Raw genomic sequence first — 18,014 nt, 5'->3', positions numbered from 1 at the left:
ATGATGACTCAACCCCCCCGCCCTTTCGCAAGGACCACCTGTGTTACCCGACACCCCCGGCAAGCCGACGCCCGTGACCGGCGCGACGTTCGACGAAAAGTTGGCGAACGCCCGGAAGCAGTTGGACGCGCACTTCGTCGAGACCGTCCGCTGGCACTTCAGCCCGGAGACCGGCACGCCGTTCTGGCTGGAGAAGGCCAAGACGTTCGACTTCAACCCGCTGACGGACGTCAAGACCTTCGACGACATCAAGCGGTTCCCGATCTTCGAGGACGAGTGGCTCCGTGGCGGCCCCGTCCGCAAGTGGGTGCCGAAGGCTTACGCCGATCGCGGCGTGTACGTCTTCGAAACCGGCGGCACGACCGGCCTGCCGAAGTCGCGGATCGTCATCGACGACTTCAAGATCGACTACGAGATGATGTCCGACACGCTGCCGGACAAGGCGTTCCCCCGCGGGAGCAACTGGCTCATGCTCGGGCCGTCCGGCCCGCGGCGGCTGCGGCTGGCGATCGAGCACCTGGCGCAGTACCGCGGCGGCATCTGCTTCGCCGTGGACCTCGACCCGCGTTGGGTCGTGAAGTGCATCAAGGACCGCAAGATTTCCGAGGCCAACGCCTACAAGGAGCACTGCATCGAGCAGGCCCTCACCGTGCTGGCCGGCGGGCACGACATCAAGTGCATGTTCACGACGCCAAAGCTCCTCGCCGCGTTCGACGAGGCCCTGCGGAACGGCAAGCTCGAAGACAAGTTCCGCTCCCTCGGCAAGCCGATCCCGGCGGGCGGGCTACGGTCGATCAAGGCCGCGGGCATCATCGGCATCTTCAGCGGCGGGACCGAGTTCACGCCGCAGTTCACTCGGGAAGCCTACGAGGAGATGCTCGACAACGGCGACGTGTACATGACGCCGACCTACGGCAACACGCTCATGGGCCTCGCGTGCAGTAAGCCGATCGGCCCGGACGACGGCTTCAAGATCACGTACTACGCCCCGCAACCGCGGGCCGTCATCCAGGTCGTGAACCCGGACAACTTCGACGAGATCGTCCCCTACGGCGCGACCGGCCGCGTGCTGCTGACGACGCTGACGAAGGAGTTCTTCGTCCCCCGCTTCCCAGAGCGCGACGAGGGCGAGCGCGAGAAGCCGTACGAGAAGTACCCGTGGGACGGCGTTAGCGGCGTCCGCCCGTTCGCGGCACTGGCCGGCGGCACCGTGGTCGGCGTGTACTGATCCCAACTCTCCCGCCGGGCACCGCAGCCCGGCGGATCCTTTTTGCAGGCGATTCGATTCCCATGATCCGCATTCCCGCTCTCCGCTTCGGCAAGCCGTACACGAGCCTCGACAAGGCGACGCTGGTCCACCACGTCACCGGCGAGCCGGTCGCGGAAGTCAGCCAGGTCACGGGCAGCCAGATCGCCCGCGACATCGGCACGTGCGAGCGCGCCCACAAGGAACTCGCCGCCATCCCGATCCGCGACATCCTGGCGATGTACAAGAAGGCGGCCGACTACTTCCTCAACGCCACCCTCCCCTGCGGCGACGCGGAGCTGAGCTTCGCCGATTACGTCCGCAACCTGTCGGCCACGACCGGCTCGCCGATGGTCTTCTGCGACCGCAACGCCCGCAAGGTCCACTACGTCCTCAACAACATCGAGGAAGTCGTTGGCGGTCTGACCCGCGGGCTGGACGTGGAGGCGCTCGACAAGGGGTACTCCACGAAGGCCGGGCGGATGCAGGCGTTCTACCCAACGACCGACGTGTTCGGGGCCGTGCTGCCGTCGAACTCGCCGGGCGTGCATTCCCTGTGGGTGCCGACGCTCGCGTTCAAGATTCCGCTGCTGCTCAAGCCCGGCCGCGAAGAGCCGTGGACGCCTTACCGCGTCCTCCAGGCGTTCATCAAAGCCGGCATCCCAGCGCACTTCATGGCCTTCCTGCCGGCCGATCACGCCGGGGCGGGCGACATCCTTCGGCTGTGCGGCCGCAGCATGGCCTTCGGCGACGACCGCACGATGGCCCCGTACAAGAACGACCACCGCGTCGAGATTCACGGCACCGGCTACAGCAAGCTCATCTTCGGCGAGGACGAGGCCGACAATTACGAGAAATACACCGACCTTTTCGTGGAAGCCGTCGCCGCCAACGGCGGGCGGGCGTGCGTGAACGCCTCCGCCATCTGGACGCCGAAGAACGGCGACAAGATCGCCGAGGCTCTCGCCAAGAAGTTGGCGGGCATGAAGCCGCGGGCGTGGGACGACCCGGCCTGCGAAATCAGCGCGTTCGCGAAGCCGGAGGTGGCGGAGGCGATCAACAACATGATCGACGAGGCCCTGAAAACGCCCGGTGCGGTGGACGTGACCGAGAAACTCCGCGGCTCGCCGCGGCTGGTGAAGGACGGCCGCATCGCGTACCTGTTGCCGACCGTCATCCGCTGCGAGACGCCGGAACACCCGCTGGCGAACAAGGAATTCCTCTTCCCCTATGCCAGCGTGATAGAATGCCCCCAAGCGGACGTGCTGAAGCGGATCGGGTACACCCTGGCCGCAACCGTCATCAGCAACGACGCGAGCTTCATCGGTGCGGCCTTGGCGTGCCCCACCATCGAGCGTCTTAACATCGGGCCGTTGCCGACCAACCGGCTGACCTGGGACCAGCCGCATGAAGGCAATCTCTTCACCCACCTTTACAAACAACGTGCCCTCCAGATTGCCGATGGCCACACCCCCCGCGTTTGACATCCAGCCGCTCGGCCGCATCGTGTTCGAGTGCGGCGCGCTGAACCGCCTCGGCGAGCTGACCCGCTCGCTCCCGGGGTCGCGCGTCCTGCTCGTCACCGACCCCGGCCTCGCGCACGCCGGCCACCCGCAGCGGGCGACGAAGTCGCTCCGGCAAGCTGGGTACGAAGTCACCGTCTTCGACCGCGTGAAGGAGAACCCAACCGAGAAAGAAGTGGCCGACGGCGTGGCGACCGCAAAGGCGGCTGACATCGACCTGATCGTCGCCGTCGGCGGCGGGTCCAGCATGGACTGCGCGAAGGGGATCAACTTCCTCTACACCAACGGCGGCCGGATGGCCGACTACAAGGGCCACGACAAGGCGACGAAGCCGATGCTCCCGAGCGTCGGCGTGCCGACGACGGCCGGCACCGGCAGCGAGGCCCAAAGTTACGCGCTCATCACCGACGCCTCGTCGCACATGAAAATGGCGTGCGGCGACAAGAAGGCCGCGTTCCGCATCTCGATCCTCGACCCGGAAGTGACGCTCTCGCAACCGCGGACGGTCACGGCCGTCACCGGCATCGACGCCGTCGCCCACGCCGTCGAGTCGTTCGTTTGCGTCAAGGCGAACCCGGTTTCCCGCACCTACTCGCTCGCCGCGTGGCGGCACCTGGAGCCGAGTTTCGAAACGGTCCTCAGCCAGCCGACCAACCTCTCCGCCCGGTCCGCGATGCAACTCGGCGCACACTTTGCCGGCATGGCGATCGAGTCCGCGATGCTCGGCGTCTGCCACAGTTGCGCGAACCCACTGACCGCCCACTACGGCGTCACACACGGCGTCGCCATCGGCCTGATGCTCCCGCACGTGGTGCGGTTCAACGGGCCGATGGCGGGCGAGCTTTACGCGCAGCTGATCGGTGAGCCGAGCGCCCACGTTGCCCCGGAACGACTGGCCGACCGCCTCTCGCGAATGGTGTTCGCCGCCGGCTTACCGCTTTCGCTCAAGGACATCGGCGTGGACGAGGGCATCCTGCCGCTGCTCGCCCACGAGGCGAACCAACAGTGGACGGCCCGCTTCAACCCCCGCCGCGTGGACGAGTCGGACATCCTAGAGATCTACCGGGCGGCGTGGTAGCAGATGAAGGGTGACACGGTGAAGGGGTGAGAAGACCAGGTCTTCTGCCTTTATCACCCTTTCACCGTGCCACCCCTTCACCCCTTCATTTCCATCGGTGTGACATGTTGCGATCCCTGCTCACTCTCGCGCTTTTGACGCCCCTGCTTCCGGCCGCCGACTGGCCCATCTTCCGCGGCACGCCGGACGGGTTGGGTGTCGCCGACGCCAAGCTGCCCGACCAACTCGACGAGCGGTGGCGGTTCAAGACCGGCAACGCGATCGAAGGCGCACCAGCCATCGTCGACGGCGTCGTCTACATCGGGTCGGCCGACAAGCACTTCTACGCCATCGACCTGAAGACCGGCCAGCAAAAGTGGAAGGTCGGCCTCGGCTCGCCGGTGCAAGCGTCGCCGGCCGTCCGTAAGGGTCGCGTGTACGTCGGCACGGCCGACGGCAAACTCTTCTGCGTGAACGCCGCGGACGGGGCGAAGGTTTGGGAATTCACCGTTGAAGGGGCGATCAAGTCCGGCGTCAACTTCCACGGCGAGAACGTCCTGCTCGGGTCGCGGGACATTCCGCTGTACTGCGTCGGGCCGGACGGCAAGAAGGTGTGGGAGTTCGCCATTGACGGCGGGTCAAACGGCACACCGACGGTCGTGGGCGACCGGACGTTCGTGGCGGGGTGCGACAGCGTCTTCCACATCCTCGACGCGAAGACCGGCAAGGAAATCTCGAACCTGTACCTCGACGACCAAGCGGCGGCGACGACGGCCGTCTTCGGCGACACGGCCTACGTTGGCACGATGGGCAAGTCGCAGGTCGTGGCGATCGACCTGAAGGCCGCGAAGAAGGTCTGGTGGTTCGAGGCACCCCGACGGCAGCAACCGTTTTACTCCTCGGCGGCCGTCACGGATAAGCTCGTCGTGACCGCGAGCGAGGACAAGAAGGTGTACGCCCTCGACCGGCAGTTCGGCAAGGAAAAGTGGCACTTCGCCACCGACGGCATGGTGGACGGCTCGCCGGTGATCGTCGGCGAGCGGGTGTACGTCGGCTGCCTGTCGAACGACGGCAACTTCTACGCCCTCGACCTGAAGACCGGCCGGAAGGTTCAAGAGATCAACCTGGACAGTGCCGTCACCGGCTCGCCGGCCGTCGGCCCGGATTGCATCCTGATCGGCACCGAGAAGGGATCGCTGTACTGCCTCGGGGCGAAGTAGTCATTCCGCCGACACCAACTTCAACCCGATGATTCCGGCCACGATCAAACCCACGCACGCCAGTCGGGCCGCGCTCGCGGACTCGCCGAATAGCGTGATGCCCAGGATGACGGTGCCGACGGCCCCGACGCCAGTCCAGATGGCGTAGGCCGTGCCGAGTGGTAGCGACCGCAGGGCGACGCCGAGCAAGATCAGGCTCACCGCCATCGCCGCAACGAAGGCGGCCGACGGCCAGAATTTGGTGAACCCCTCGCTCCGCTTCAGGGCGACGGCCCACGCAACTTCAAAAAGACCAGCGGTAAATAGGTAGACCCAGGCCATAACGCACCTCGCGTTGTGGCGGGGTCGTCCCCACCGGAGCAAAAAAAGAAGCGTGGGGTCGTCCCCACGCCGGTTGTGTTCGAGCCATTCTACGTCAACCCTGTCGCCGATCCAACTTTCCACCTCGTTCCGCATCTCCGCGACGTCGCTGAACTCACCCACGCGACCGTAGATGGTTTATCGCTTTCCGTTTTCGGAGAGGGCGACGCAGGTTTGGCCCTGTCGTGTGGGGATAATAGGTAGGATGCACAATTGACACCTCGCTGCTCCGACGGAAGGAAACTCTACGGCAACGAGGAAGATTAACACTATACTCTGATTAGCTTTAAGCGTGAACATCTTGCGCTGTGGCCGGGCAAAATCGCGTAGCATGACACTACTGTTGGGGTGCCAGTGCGGATATTTTCCGCAACGGACATTTTTTTGCGCGCAAGCTGGCCGGATTTCGACATTCATCAGTTGTGATTCCGTCCTTCGGTGCGATTATGCCCCGACTCCTGGCAAAACTTCTGGCGGCCCTGTGCGTGGGATTGCTCCTGACGCCGGGTGTCGTATCAGCCGGGTGGATCACCATTTCCAATGACACCAATCAAACTCTCGTCGTCCAGGAATCGGTCACGGTCAACGGCCAAGTGCGGAAGTGCAAGCCGTTGAAACTCGCCCCCGGCGAGACGGTCCGGGAGTTCCGCCAAACCGGCGGAACGAAGACGCTGGCCGTAAGCGAAACCGGCCTGTTCGGCAAGCAACTCTTCACCGGCGACGTGACCTGGAAGGACGACACGGCCTTCTCGATCCACAAGGACACCGACAAGGTGAAGATCACGGACGCCGCCACGCTGGCGGCGAAGGCCAAGACGGCCGCCGCAAATCAGGAAGCGAAAAAACCGGACGAGAAGAAGCCGCGGTAATCATTCCGTTGCCGGACGTGGGGCCTGCCGCTACAGTTGTGGCAAACCCTCCTCCCTCGGCACCTTCGTTCATGAACTCCCCACCCGCTCAAGAACCAACCCGGTTCCGCTACGTCATCCTCGCTCTACTCTGCCTGCTGGCCATGATTACCTACATGGACCGGGCCGCCAACGGTAGCGCGAAGGCGGCGATCATGAAGGACCTGAACGACCAGGGGTCGTCGTACACGGAGGACGACTTCTTCTGGGTGCTGATGGCCTTCCAGTTCGCCTACGCCATCTTCGAAATTCCATCCGGCTGGCTCGGCGACACTCGCGGCCCTCGGTCCACACTGCTGCGGGTCGTCCTCTGGTGGACGGTCTTCGTGGCGCTCACCGGGTTCACCGGCATGACACTGCCGGTCGTCGGTTTCGTCGGCTTCACCGCGTTGATCGTGATTCAGTTTCTCTTCGGCGTCGGCGAGGCAGGGGCGTTCCCGAACATCTCAAAGTCACTGTACAACTGGTTCCCGGCGTCCGACCGCGGGTTCGCGAAGTCGGCCATCTGGATGAGCGCCCGGTTCATGGGCGGAATGACGCCCCTCGTGTGGGTGCTGATTACCGACCCGGAAGTCGCGGGTCTGGGCTGGCGGCAAGCCATGTGGCTGTTCGCCTCGGCCGCCGCGGTGTGGTGCGTGGCCTTCTTCCTGCTGTTCACGAACAAACCCAACGATCACGCGCAGGTCAACGAGGCCGAACGCGCGATCATCGACGCCGGCCGCTCGCCCCCGGCCGCGCACGCCGGCGTGCCATTCGCAAAGCTGTTCGCGTCGCGGAACCTCCTCGCCCTGTGCGGGATGTACGTCGTCACGAATTTCTGCTGGTACTTCCTCATGTACTTCCTCCCTGGCGAACTGAAGTCCCAGTTCCCGGAGGCGTCCAAGACACTCGGCGGCCGCATCTTCGTTGCCCTGCTCAGCGGTGCCCCACTCCTGGTTGGGATGGGCGGTTGCTACCTCGGCGGGGTGATGTCGGACCGCTACATCCGTCGGACGGGCGACCGCAAGTGGGGCCGACGGCTGATCGGCATGATCGGCTACGGCGGTGCCGGCTTGTGTTACTTCCTGGCCGCGGGCGTGAAGTTAACCGACCCGAACAACCTGTTGTTGTTCGCCGGGCTAGTAATCCTGATGGGGTTCATGAACGACCTGATGATGGCCCCGTCGTGGGCCGTGTGCCAGGACATCGGCCAGAAGTACGCGGCGACCGTGGCCGGGACAATGAACATGGTCGGCAACCTCGGCGGGGCGTTCACCGGCATCTTCGTCACCGGCTGGATTCGCAAGCACTACCCCGGTACGGACGGCATCCTGATCCTGTTCACGATCTACGGCGTCGTCTATTTCATCGGCGTCGGCCTGTGGATGTTCATCGACGCGAGCAAGCCGATCGTGCCGGACGAGCCTCAGGCCGATACGGCGGCCAGTTGAGGCCGGTCGACGACGGCCGGTGATTCGTGGTACGACTTCAAGTCGATGAAGCCGTTCTCCACCGTCAGGTAGTGGCACGGCTTTTCCGTCCAGCACCCGCTGTTGAAGTACTCGATCGGCCCGTTCCGGTTGGCGACCGCGAGGTGCGTGTGACCGCAACACACGGCGTCGCAGTCCTTCGTTTCCGCGTAGCTGATCGACTCTGCCTCGATCTTCGCCGTGCAGCGGAGGAAGAGTTTGCTGCTCTGCTTGGCCCACCGGGCGAAGCCGTGGGTGGGGTCGATCTTCTGGAGCATTCGGTACACCCAGTCCGCGAACCAGGTCGTGATCCGGTGCTTTTCGAGGAAGGCGTCGAACCGGTGCCCGTGCAGGAACAGAACGCGCTTGCCGCCGCTGACGACGAGGAACTCATCGACGACCGTTACGCCGAGCAAGTGCGAGACGATGTCCGAGGGGCCGTCGTGATTGCCGTTGATCCAGACGATCTCGACCTCGTCAGCCATCTTGCGGATCAGGGAGAGTACCTTCCAGTGGTGCTTCTTCAGCCGGCGGAAGTCGATGGAATCGAACACGTCGCCGTTCAGGATGATCCGCCGGGTGGGCACGTCGCCGAATCGGATTGCTTCCAAGAATTGCACCAGCGCTTCCGCCTGGCAGTTGTCGCTGCCGAGGTGCAGGTCCGAAATCGCGATGGCGTCGAGCACGGATACCCCCTCCGACGTTCAGAAACCCTGCCCTTCATCTTCTCCTCGGGCGTAATGGTCCGATGAATCGCACATGAAGTTTCGGGGTAGTCGCGCCTGTAAGGCTACCGCCGCCATCCGGGTAGCCTCCGTAAGATAGCCACATCGGGAGCGACTCGTGCGAATCGCGTTCATCACGGCCGGGGCGGCGGGCATGTACTGCGGCAGCTGCATGCGCGACAACACGCTCGTCGGCGCGCTCAACAAGATCGGCCACGACGCACTCCTGATCCCCACGTACACGCCGATCCGCACCGACGAGGACGACAGCAGCCAGAAGCGGGTCTTCTTCGGCGGCATCAACGTCTTCCTGCAACAGAAGTCGTGGCTGTTCCGCAAGACGCCGTGGCTGTTGGACCGCCTGCTCGACTACCCCCGGCTGCTCAAGTGGGTGTCGCGGTTCGCCGTGCGAACGCCGTACTCGGTGCTCGGGGCGCTGACGGTTTCCATGCTGAAGGGCGAGGACGGCTTCCAGAAGAAGGAACTCGCCAAACTCGTCGCCTACCTGCGGGACGACGTGAAGCCGGACGTGATCCTGCTCACGAACGCCCTGCTCTCGGGCATCCTGCCAGCACTGAAGGTCGCTCTCAGCGTGCCGGTTCTGGTGACGTTGCAAGGAGACGACATCTTCCTCGACGCCCTGCCGGAGAAGGATCGCGGCGCGTGCGTGGACTTGATCCGCGAGAACCTGATGTTCGCCACGGCGACGATCTCGACGAGCCGCTTCTACGCCGACCATATGAACGAATACCTCGGCATTCACGACGTGCCGAGCCACGTCGTCTACCCCGGCATCAACCTGAAGGGCCACGGCGAGCAAGGGCGGGTTCTGCCGACCGGCGGACCGTACCGCGTCGGCTACTTCGCCCGCATCGCCCCGGAGAAGGGGTTTCACAACCTCGTCGATGCGTTCATCCACCTGCGGCAAACGCCGGGCACGCCGAAGGTGTTGTTGAAGGCGTCCGGCTGGCTCGGCGAGAACAACCGCGGCTACTTCGAGCAGCAGGTGAAGAAACTCGCGGCCGCCGGGCTGACGGACGATTTCGAACACGTCGAGAGTAAGGACCACGCGGCGAAGGTGCGATTTCTGCAATCGGTCGATGTCCTTTCCGTGCCGACGACGTACCGTGAACCGAAGGGGCTCTACGTCCTCGAAGCGTGGGCGAACGGCCTGCCGGTAGTGCAACCGGCCCACGGTTCCTTCCCGGAACTGATCGAGATGACCGGAGCCGGTCACTTGGTCCCGCCCAACGACCCCGCCGCCCTTGCGGCCGCGCTGGTGACGACCCTGACCGACGCCGAACTGCACCAAAAAATGAGCCGACTGGGCCTCGACAGGGTCCGCGACCGTTTCACCGCAGAGCGGATGGCGAAGGAGACGGTCGCCGTGTTGGAGAAGTACACCTGATGTCGCAGCCGTTCACCATCACCCGCCGCGTCGAGTTCGGCGACACCGACATGGCCGGCATCATGCACTTCTCGAACTTCTTCCGCTTCATGGAAGTGGCCGAGACGGCGTTCCTGCGGTCCCACGGCCTGACGGTGTCGTGGACCGAGGGCGGCCAGAGTTACGGCTTCCCCCGCGTCTCGACGGCGTGCGACTTCCAGCGGCCGCTCCGCTTCGAAGACGAAGTGACGATCGCCGTGAGCGTCGAGAAGATCGGCAAGAAGTCGATCAGCTACAAGTTCACGTTCACCCTCGCCGGTCAGCCGATCGCCGAGGGGCTGATGTCGAGCGTCTACTGCCGCAAGTCCGGCGGGGTTCTCGAATCGTTGGACATTCCCCCCGACCTTCGCGCGAAATTGGAGGCGTGAGGTGGACGCGGAACCCTACCTCACCCGACTGACGGTGCAACTCATCGACGGCGTCGAGAAGTTGCCCGACGATGTTCGCACCCGGCACGCCGAATACTTGCTCGCCCAACAGCGGCCCGACGGCGGTTGGCCCGGCCGCGAGGGCGGGTCGGACCTGTATTACACCGGCTTCGCGCTTCGCTCGCTGGCCGTGCTGCAATCACTGAACGAAACAGTCTGCGGCGACGCGGCCCGGTTCCTCCGTTCGCGACTATCACAGCCGGCCGGCGTGGTCGATTTCTTCTCGCTGCTCGTTTCGTGCTATCTCGTGCCGCTCGGCGGCGGGCCGAACGTGCTGGCCGAATCGCCGCCCGACTGGCGGGACCGTGTGTGCGACATGCTGGAATCGTTCCGCACCCCCGATGGCGGCTACGCAAAGGTGCCCAACGGCACGGGCGGCAGCACCTACACCAGCTTCCTCGTCGCGTTGAGTCTGCAATTGCTCGAACGGCCGATCCCGAACCTCAATTCGCTCGCGAAGTTTGTCCTCGGCCGGCAGCGCGACGACGGCGGGTTCGTCGAAATCGCCCCGATGAAGCGCAGTGGTACGAACCCGACGGCGGCCGGCGTCGGCGTGTTGCAGATCGCGAACGCCCTCACCGACGACGTGCGAGCGCGGGTGATCGACTTCCTCGCAGAACTGCCCGCCCCCGGCGAAGGCGGCTTCCGCGCGAACGACCGCATCCCGGCCGCGGACTTGCTCTCGACCTTCACCGGTGCGTGGACGCTCGACCAACTCGGCGGCCGCGACCGATTGAACCTGCCCGCCATCCGCGACTACGCCGAGGAGTGCGAATCGCCGCGCGGCGGCTTCCACGGCGGCCTGTGGGACGAGGGCATCGACGTGGAATACACCTTCTACGGCCTCGGCACGCTCGCCCTCACCGCCGATGTCCCTCCCACGCCCGGCGCTTTCTCGAAGTAGTTCATCATGCCACTGACTGTCACCGATCTCCGCAAGGACTACCCCACACGCAGCGGGCCGCTCGCGGTACTCGCCGGCGTCTCGCTCACGCTCGCCGACGGCGACGCCGTCGCGATCATGGGGCCATCCGGGTCCGGCAAGAGCACGCTCCTGCACATCCTCGGCACCCTCGATCGCCCGACCGCCGGCACCGTGACGTTGGACGGGCAAGACCCGTTCGCGTTCGACGACGCGGGGCTGGCAAAGTTCCGCAACGAGCGGATCGGCTTCGTCTTCCAAGACCACCACCTGCTGCCACAGTTCAACGTGCTGGAAAACGTGCTGATCCCGACTCTGGTGAACCCACACCGAGACGCGGTCGCGCTGGAAGCCGCCGCCCGGCAACTGCTGGATCGCGTCGGCCTCGGCTCGCGGCTCGACCACCGGCCGGCCGAACTCTCCGGCGGCGAGCGGCAGCGCGTCGCCCTCGCCCGGGCGCTGGTTCAGAAGCCGAAACTCGTTCTCGCCGACGAGCCGACCGGCAACCTCGACCGCAAGAACGCACACGCCGTCGGCGAACTGCTGCTGGACCTGCACCGGCAGCAGGGCACGATCCTGATCGCGGTCACGCACAGTGCCGAGTTGGCCGGCGTCTTCCCGCGGCGGTTGGAGATGAACGACGGCCGCCTCGAAGGGGGTGCGTGACGTGCTCACCCTGCGGTCCCTCCCCTGGCGAAGTCTGAGCTTTCACTGGCGCGGCAACCTCGCCGTCTTGCTCGCGGCCGTGCTGAGTTCCGCCGTCCTCACCGGGGCGCTGTTCGTCGGCGACTCCCTTCGCGGTAGCCTTCGCACCAAGGCCGAGCGGCAACTCAACGGCGTCACGGCCGCGTGGACCGGCAATCGCCTGATCCGCACGACCACGGCAGAAGGCTCGGACGCCGTTCCCGCCCTGGTATTGCAGGGTTCGCTCGTCAATGAAAACGCGGCCGATTTCGCCACCGTCCCGCGGGTCGTCGTCATCGGCCTCACGTCGGCAGGGTTCGAACGGTTCGGCCTGAAGTTGCCGGAGGCCGGGTTGCGGGCCGTAGTCGGGAGCCGCGTGGCCGATAAGTGCGAGGCGAAGGCCGGCGACAAACTGCGGCTGTCGGTGCAGCAGTTCTCGAATATCCCGCGGTCATCGATCATGAGCAAACGGACCACCGACGCGACCGCGATCACGGCCACGCTGACGGTTACTGAGATTCTGCCGCCCGACTATCCAGCCAACGACTTCGGCCTGCTGCCAAACCCGGCCCCGCCGCTGAACGTGTTCGTGCCACTGGAAGCCCTTCAGAAGAAGATTCTGCCGGACAACCCGGGCCGCGTGAACGCCCTCTTCGCCTTCGGCCCGGCCGCCGCGGACGTGAACGCGGCTCTCGAAACGTCGCTCGACCTGCCCGACTGGGGCCTGCGGCTTCGCACCCGCCGGGACCCGCCAACTGGCAACCGGGTGACCGACCGGCAATTGCCCTACCTCGCGCTCGAATCAGACCGACTCCTTCTGGAACCGGCTGTCCTCGACGCGGCCGACGCGGCGACGAAGGAACTCGGCCTCCGCTCCGCCCGCACGACAGCGTACCTCGCCATCGACATCGCCCACGGCAAGAAGGCGGTCCCGTACTCGATCGTCGCCGCCGTCGATCCGACGGCCGCCGCTCCGCTCGGCCCGTTCCAACCGCCTGGCCCGCCGCTGACCGACGACGAGATCGTGCTCGCCGACTGGCCCGAGTCGCCGATCCGCGACGCGAAGCCCGGCGACACGATCACGTTGAAGTTCTTCGCACCCGATGTCGAGAGTGGCGAGAAGACGGTCACGGCCGACTTCAAACTCCGCGGTAAGATTCCGCTCGCGGGTGTCGCCGCGGACCCGACTCTCACGCCGCCGTTCCCCGGTATCACCGACAAGCTCGACATCGCCACCTGGCAGCCGCCGTTCACGTTCGACCGCACGCGCATCCGGCCGAACGACGTTCACGACAAGTTCTGGAAGGACTACCGCACGACGCCGAAGGCCTACGTCAACCGCGCGACCGGCGAGAAGTTGTTCAGCAGTCGCTTCGGCAGTGTGACCTCACTCCGCATCGCTCCGGCCACCGGCGAGACGCCGGAGCAGACCGCGGCGAAACTGCGGCCCCTGCTTCGCGCGAAGCTCACGCCCGCAGCCGGCGGCATCGTCGTGGAGAACGTCCGCGACCGACTGTTGACGGCGAGCCACGGCGGGACCGACTTCGGCGGCCTGTTCCTCGGGTTCAGCTTCTTCCTCATCGTGTCGGCTCTCCTGCTCGTCGGCCTGATGTTCCGGCTGAACGTCGAACGGCGGGCGAAAGAAGTCGGCAGCTTTCTCGCCGCCGGCTACCGGCCGCGTACTGTCCTCCGCCTTCTCCTCGGCGAAGGGTTGATGCTCTCGGCCGTCGGTGCGGCCCTCGGCGTCGGCGTTGCGGTCGTGTACGCGCGGTTCTTGCTCCACGTCCTCACCGACCTGTGGCCCGATCCGACCGTGGGAACTTTCCTCCAGCCGCACACGACACCCGTGAGTGCCGCCCTTGGCTTCGTGCTGACCGTGCTGATGACCGGCCTGACGATCTGGCTCGCCGTGCGGAAGCTCGTGCGGATCGCCCCGCCGACGTTGCTCCGCGGGCAGACGGATGTCGCGGAACCGGACCCGCACGCCCGCCGCCGGTGGACGACGGTGCTGCTCGTCGTCTGCTTGCTCGCGGCCGTGGGGTCGCTCGTCGGCGGCGGGTTCATCGCCAACCCGGACTTCCGCGCGCTCAGCTTCTTTGGCGGCGGCTCGCTCCTGTTCGCCGCCGGGCTGATCCTCGTCCGCCGGTGGCTGACGGCCTCACACGGCCTCGCGAAATCCGTCGGCGACCTGAGCGTGCGGAACGCCGGGCGGTTCCCCGGCCGCAGTGTGCTGACCGTCTTTCTGATCGGCTCGGCGACATTCCTGCTCGTCGCCGTGGAGAGCTTCCGCCGCAAGCCCGACCACGACTTCGGCGACAAGACCGGCGGCAGCGGCGGCTTCAACCTGCTCGTCGAGAGCGACGTGCCGCTGTTCAACCGCCTCGACCAGAAAGCCGGCCGCGACGACGTGCTGACCGGGCTGGACGTGTACTTCCAGGATCGGGCCGCGAAGAACCCGACGGGGCCGGACAAAGCGGCGTTGATGGCCGACGCCGAGGCGAAATTGAACGCGATCACCACGAGCATCCCCGTGCGAGTCGTGGCCGGCGACGACGCGAGTTGCCTGAACCTCTATCAAGCCGGCCGGCCGCGGCTGCTCGGCGTGCCGGACGACTTGATCGAGCGCGGCGGTTTCCGCTTCGCGGCGACCGAACCGTTCGAGGGAACCAACCCGTGGGTGCTGCTGAAGAAGCCGCAGCCGGACGGGGCGGTGCCCGTGTTCGCGGAGCAGAACACCGTGATGTGGATGTTGAAGACCGACGTCGGCGGCACCGTGAACGTGCAGGACGAAGCCGGCCGACCGGTAAAGTGCCGGATCGTCGGCACGCTGATCGACAGCGTCTTTCAGAGCGAACTCGTGATGGCCGACGAGCACTTGCGAAGGTTGCACCCGCGCGAGGAAGGCTTCCGGCTGCAACTCGTCGAAACCAAGCCGGAAGCGGCCGGGGACGTCGCGAAGGTGCTGACGGCCGGCCTGAGCGACAGTGGCGTGGCCGTCACGCCGAGCCGCGAGCGCGTGGCGGCATTCCAGGCGGTGGTCGGCACGTACCTGACGACGTTCCAACTGCTCGGCGCGCTCGGCCTGCTGCTCGGCCTGCTCGGGCTGGCGGTCGTCATCCTCCGTGGCGTGTGGGAGCGTGTCGGCGAGTTCGCCCTGCTCCGGGCCGTCGGCTACCCCGTGGGCATCATCCGGCGACTGGTCCTGCAAGAGAACCTCGTGCTGCTCTCGCTCGGCGTGGCCCTCGGGCTGGCCGCAGCAGTCCTGTCGGTACTGCCGCACCTGGCCCTCGGCGGTAGCCTGCCGTGGAAGGGCGTCGGTATCTTGTTGGTCGGCGTGTTCGCCGTGGGTATGATCGTGGTCACGCTGGCCACCCGCGGGGCCGCCCGCGTGCCGATCCTGTCGGCCCTTCGCAAGGAGTGAGTCATGATCCGCCTCGGCATCCTCGACTTCGACACGTCGCACGCCGTCGAGTTCACGAAGCGGCTCAACCACGTCGGCATCGCCGAGGGACAGTGGGTGGACGGCGCGAAGGTCGTCGTCGGTTGCTCCGGCGAGTCGAAGATTTCGCCGGAGCGGATCGCCGGGTACACGGAGGAGATGAAGAAGCTTGGCGTACCACTCGTGGACAAGCCGACCGACATCATCGGCAAGGTGGACGCGGTGCTGATCGAGGCCGTGGACGGCTCCGTTCACTGGGAGCGGGCGAAGCCATTTCTGGAGGCCGGGCTACCGTGCTTCGTGGACAAGCCGTTCGCGTGCTCCACCGAGGACGCGAAGAAGATGATCGACCTCGCGGCGAAGAAGAAGCTGCCACTGTTCAGTTCGTCGTCGCTGCGGTACGCCCCAGAGGTGACGGCCTACGCCGCCGACGCAAAGCACGGCAAAGTCCTCGGCTGCCACGCCCACGGTCCGGCGTCGCTGCACGACCGAAACCCCGGCCTGTTCCACTACGGCATCCACGCGGTCGAGATCTTGTACACGCTCATGGGGCCGGGCTGCGAGCGCGTCACCTGCACCCACCAGAAGGACGTGGACGTGGCGACCGGCACCTGGAAGGACGGCCGCGTGGCGACGGTTCGCGGCAACCGCACCGGCGGCGGCTCCTACGGCTTCACCGCCTACGCGGAGAATGGCCCGCAGGCCGTGACCGTGGGAACGGGTGTGATTTACCGGGAACTGCTGAAGAAGGTGGTCGAGACGTTCCAGACTGGCAAGGCTCCGCTCGACGTGGCGGTCACGCTGGAAATCGTGGCGTTCATCGAGGCGGCGAACGCGAGCGCGGCGAATCACGGCGCGGTCCAGACGCTCAAGACATAATCCCGAGCTTCCGCACGACGAACAGCACCGGGCACGTCGGCACGGCCGACGCGGGCGTTTCTTGGAACGCGAACTCCTTCGCCGGCAACCTCCGGAAGCACGCCCGCACCGCCTCGGTTTCTTCCCGCCCGCCGGGGTGCCCGCGGTAGGCCATCACCGTCAGCACGCCGCCCGGCCGGAGCAGTGACAACGCATCGTCACACGCCCGCACGGTGGACGCCGTACTCGTCGAAATCGTACGGTCCCCGCGAGGCAGGTAGCCGAGGTTGAACATCACCGCCCCCACCCGTTCCCACAGGTCGGCGGGCAGTCGCCCCGCCATCTCGGCGTGGTCCGCGAGGAACAGCGACACGGTCGGGCAACCGGCCAGCATTTCTTCCGCCCGCGCGATCGCCGCCGGTTGAACGTCGAAGCCGTACACGCGGCCGGTCGGGCCGACGAGTTCCGCGAGGAATTTCGCGTCGTGGCCGTTGCCGACCGTGGCGTCGATGGCGATTTCGCCGGGCCGAAGATATTCGCAAACGATCTGGTGGGCCAACAAGGTGAAGTCCATCACGCCCCCCAGTGCCGGGCGAGATCGACCTCCGCGTCGATGGTCCCACGGCCCGATAACACGTCTGCGAGTTGGCCGGCGAAGTGCGGTGCCCAGAGCGACCCTTTCGAACTTAGCCCGTTGAAGAACCCGACCCGCGGTTGGTGCGGCAGCACGCCGGCGAGCAACTTCCGCCGATCGACGATGGGCCGGACGGCCGCCCGGTGATCGACGACTTCGAACGGCAGCCGCAGGAACTCGCGCAGCCGCGTGCAGATCTCCTCACGGCCGGCCGCGGTCGGTCGGTGGTCGAGGTTCTCACGGTCGTAGGTCGAGCCAACCCGGAAGAGGTCTCCGCCCTCGCGCACCAGCCAAACCCCACGGTTGACGGTGCGGTCTTCTCGCAGGTCCGGGACACGCAGCGTAAGGATTTCGCCCTTCGCCGGCGTGAACGGGACCGAGCGGAAGAGCGGGTTCTCGGCGTTCCAGAACCCTTGACAGAACACCACGGCCCTCGCCCTCAGGCCGAGCGAAGGCACGCGCGCCCCGTCAGGCTCGATTTCGAGCTCGCTGGCGTCAACCGACGCGACGCGGAAGCGGTCCCCGAACGCGGCACGTGAGGCGTGCAGGTAGTCGGGGACACGGAGTTGGCCGGCCGGCATCTCGAACCCGCCGAGCGTTTGTCGGAACTCGGCCTCGTCCAGCGGCGGGGCGGGCGGGCGAGCGTGGGGGCCGAAGTCGATTCGCTTCTTCTCGTACTGCTTTCGGTCCGCGTCGTACTGGAACAGGCGGACGACCGAACGGGGCGAGAACAACGGCGTGCCCGTCTGCGATTCGACCCGTCGGTAGAAGGCCACGGCGGCGGTGAAGAGTTCGTCGTACCGCCACGACGCGGCGACCCGTTTGCCGGTGATCGGCGTAATGAGGCCGGCGGCGATTTTGGACGCCGTCACGGGTTCGTCGCGGTCGACGATGTGGAACGCCACGCCCCGCCAGAGGAGTTGCCAGGCGAGGGTCGTGCCGGCCAAGCCTTGCCCAACAATCAGCACGTCGCAGTCCGTCATCGTCGGCAGGTCCGCAGTGTCATGCCGACATCATATCCAGCGCGACGGATCGGGCGGGGTTTTGACACCGAACGCGGCCCGCGCGGAGAGCCTGGGGCTTGCGACCCAGGCTCTCCGCGCGGGCCGCGTTGC

Annotated in this window: 16 protein-coding genes; 12 read left to right on the top strand and 4 right to left on the bottom strand. The window is 66.0% G+C overall.

Features of this window, described 5'->3' with window-relative positions:
• Positions 1–40 precede the first annotated feature (40 nt).
• The 4 genes from PX52LOC_RS19340 (at position 41) to PX52LOC_RS19325 (ending at position 5,046) form a co-directional block, all read left to right on the top strand.
• Entirely contained in the window at positions 41–1,228 is a 1,188-nt protein-coding gene (locus PX52LOC_RS19340) for a hypothetical protein (protein WP_218575401.1), read from the top strand.
• 62 nt (positions 1,229–1,290) lie between these two features.
• Positions 1,291–2,730, top strand: coding sequence for an aldehyde dehydrogenase family protein (locus PX52LOC_RS19335; RefSeq protein ID WP_149111636.1), 1,440 nt, complete (start codon positions 1,291–1,293; stop codon positions 2,728–2,730).
• On the top strand, positions 2,708–3,847 hold the full coding sequence (locus PX52LOC_RS19330) for an iron-containing alcohol dehydrogenase (RefSeq protein ID WP_246173766.1): 1,140 nt from the start codon (positions 2,708–2,710) through the stop codon (positions 3,845–3,847). The genes PX52LOC_RS19335 and PX52LOC_RS19330 overlap by 23 nt, the downstream gene beginning before the upstream one ends.
• Before the next feature lie 104 nt (positions 3,848–3,951).
• Positions 3,952–5,046: an outer membrane protein assembly factor BamB family protein gene (locus PX52LOC_RS19325; protein ID WP_149111634.1), complete on the top strand. Its 1,095-nt coding sequence runs from the start codon at positions 3,952–3,954 to the stop codon at positions 5,044–5,046.
• On the opposite strand, the gene sugE is transcribed toward PX52LOC_RS19325, so the two are convergent.
• Positions 5,047–5,367 carry a quaternary ammonium compound efflux SMR transporter SugE gene (gene sugE, locus PX52LOC_RS19320; protein WP_149111633.1) on the bottom strand — a complete coding sequence of 107 codons (321 nt, stop codon included), beginning with the start codon at positions 5,365–5,367 and terminating at the stop codon, positions 5,047–5,049.
• Positions 5,368–5,852: 485 nt separating this feature from the next.
• Here sugE and PX52LOC_RS19315 point away from each other — a divergent pair, with 485 nt between their 5' ends.
• Both PX52LOC_RS19315 and PX52LOC_RS19310 read left to right on the top strand, forming a co-directional pair.
• On the top strand, positions 5,853–6,275 hold the full coding sequence (locus PX52LOC_RS19315; protein ID WP_149111632.1) for a hypothetical protein: 423 nt from the start codon (positions 5,853–5,855) through the stop codon (positions 6,273–6,275).
• A 71-nt stretch (positions 6,276–6,346) separates the two neighbouring features.
• Positions 6,347–7,744 carry an MFS transporter gene (locus PX52LOC_RS19310; protein ID WP_149111631.1) on the top strand — a complete coding sequence of 466 codons (1,398 nt, stop codon included), beginning with the start codon at positions 6,347–6,349 and terminating at the stop codon, positions 7,742–7,744.
• Here PX52LOC_RS19310 and PX52LOC_RS19305 read toward each other — a convergent pair.
• Positions 7,720–8,448, bottom strand: coding sequence for a UDP-2,3-diacylglucosamine diphosphatase (locus PX52LOC_RS19305; RefSeq protein WP_149111630.1), 729 nt, complete (start codon positions 8,446–8,448; stop codon positions 7,720–7,722). The two genes, PX52LOC_RS19310 and PX52LOC_RS19305, sit on opposite strands and share 25 nt — an antisense overlap.
• A gap of 157 nt (positions 8,449–8,605) precedes the next feature.
• Here PX52LOC_RS19305 and PX52LOC_RS19300 point away from each other — a divergent pair, with 157 nt between their 5' ends.
• Genes PX52LOC_RS19300 through PX52LOC_RS19275 form a run of 6 tightly spaced genes read left to right on the top strand, consistent with a single transcriptional unit; the run spans position 8,606 to position 16,286 of the window.
• On the top strand, positions 8,606–9,895 hold the full coding sequence (locus tag PX52LOC_RS19300; protein ID WP_149111629.1) for a glycosyltransferase family 4 protein: 1,290 nt from the start codon (positions 8,606–8,608) through the stop codon (positions 9,893–9,895).
• The gene (locus tag PX52LOC_RS19295; protein WP_149111628.1) at positions 9,895–10,302 is read left to right on the top strand and encodes an acyl-CoA thioesterase; all 408 of its coding nucleotides are present in this window, start codon (positions 9,895–9,897) and stop codon (positions 10,300–10,302) included. The genes PX52LOC_RS19300 and PX52LOC_RS19295 overlap by 1 nt, the downstream gene beginning before the upstream one ends.
• 1 nt (position 10,303) lies before the next feature.
• Positions 10,304–11,266, top strand: a complete 963-nt coding sequence (locus tag PX52LOC_RS19290) for a prenyltransferase/squalene oxidase repeat-containing protein (RefSeq protein WP_149111627.1) — start codon at positions 10,304–10,306, stop codon at positions 11,264–11,266.
• Between the two features lie 6 nt (positions 11,267–11,272).
• On the top strand, positions 11,273–11,950 hold the full coding sequence (locus PX52LOC_RS19285; protein WP_149111626.1) for an ABC transporter ATP-binding protein: 678 nt from the start codon (positions 11,273–11,275) through the stop codon (positions 11,948–11,950).
• A gap of 1 nt (position 11,951) precedes the next feature.
• Positions 11,952–15,389, top strand: coding sequence for an ABC transporter permease (locus PX52LOC_RS19280; RefSeq protein ID WP_149111625.1), 3,438 nt, complete (start codon positions 11,952–11,954; stop codon positions 15,387–15,389).
• 3 nt (positions 15,390–15,392) lie between these two features.
• Positions 15,393–16,286 carry a Gfo/Idh/MocA family protein gene (locus tag PX52LOC_RS19275; protein ID WP_149111624.1) on the top strand — a complete coding sequence of 298 codons (894 nt, stop codon included), beginning with the start codon at positions 15,393–15,395 and terminating at the stop codon, positions 16,284–16,286.
• Here the strand turns inward: PX52LOC_RS19275 and PX52LOC_RS19270 are convergent.
• Entirely contained in the window at positions 16,276–16,839 is a 564-nt protein-coding gene (locus tag PX52LOC_RS19270) for a tRNA (mnm(5)s(2)U34)-methyltransferase (RefSeq protein WP_218575400.1), read from the bottom strand. The two genes, PX52LOC_RS19275 and PX52LOC_RS19270, sit on opposite strands and share 11 nt — an antisense overlap.
• Positions 16,839–17,882, bottom strand: coding sequence for an NAD(P)/FAD-dependent oxidoreductase (locus PX52LOC_RS19265; protein ID WP_149111623.1), 1,044 nt, complete (start codon positions 17,880–17,882; stop codon positions 16,839–16,841). The genes PX52LOC_RS19270 and PX52LOC_RS19265 overlap by 1 nt, the downstream gene beginning before the upstream one ends.
• Positions 17,883–18,014: the final 132 nt, after the last annotated feature.

Origin of the sequence: Limnoglobus roseus (assembly GCF_008254045.1) — a bacterium.
GTDB lineage: Bacteria > Planctomycetota > Planctomycetia > Gemmatales > Gemmataceae > Limnoglobus > Limnoglobus roseus.
The sequence above is the reverse complement of the archived record's forward strand: the minus strand, read 5'-3'. Positions and strand labels throughout refer to the sequence as shown.

What these genes read in the sequence shown, in the direction of transcription:
- PX52LOC_RS19335 (WP_149111636.1), top strand. Translation starts at nt 1,291, where the DNA reads ATGATCCGCATTCCCGCTCTCCGCTTCGGCAAGCCGTACACGAGCCTC.
- PX52LOC_RS19330 (WP_246173766.1), top strand. Translation starts at nt 2,708, where the DNA reads ATGGCCACACCCCCCGCGTTTGACATCCAGCCGCTCGGCCGCATCGTG.
- PX52LOC_RS19325 (WP_149111634.1), top strand. Translation starts at nt 3,952, where the DNA reads ATGTTGCGATCCCTGCTCACTCTCGCGCTTTTGACGCCCCTGCTTCCG.
- sugE (WP_149111633.1), bottom strand. Translation starts at nt 5,367, where the DNA reads ATGGCCTGGGTCTACCTATTTACCGCTGGTCTTTTTGAAGTTGCGTGG.
- PX52LOC_RS19315 (WP_149111632.1), top strand. Translation starts at nt 5,853, where the DNA reads ATGCCCCGACTCCTGGCAAAACTTCTGGCGGCCCTGTGCGTGGGATTG.
- PX52LOC_RS19310 (WP_149111631.1), top strand. Translation starts at nt 6,347, where the DNA reads ATGAACTCCCCACCCGCTCAAGAACCAACCCGGTTCCGCTACGTCATC.
- PX52LOC_RS19295 (WP_149111628.1), top strand. Translation starts at nt 9,895, where the DNA reads ATGTCGCAGCCGTTCACCATCACCCGCCGCGTCGAGTTCGGCGACACC.
- PX52LOC_RS19285 (WP_149111626.1), top strand. Translation starts at nt 11,273, where the DNA reads ATGCCACTGACTGTCACCGATCTCCGCAAGGACTACCCCACACGCAGC.
- PX52LOC_RS19275 (WP_149111624.1), top strand. Translation starts at nt 15,393, where the DNA reads ATGATCCGCCTCGGCATCCTCGACTTCGACACGTCGCACGCCGTCGAG.
- PX52LOC_RS19270 (WP_218575400.1), bottom strand. Translation starts at nt 16,839, where the DNA reads ATGGACTTCACCTTGTTGGCCCACCAGATCGTTTGCGAATATCTTCGG.
- PX52LOC_RS19265 (WP_149111623.1), bottom strand. Translation starts at nt 17,882, where the DNA reads ATGACGGACTGCGACGTGCTGATTGTTGGGCAAGGCTTGGCCGGCACG.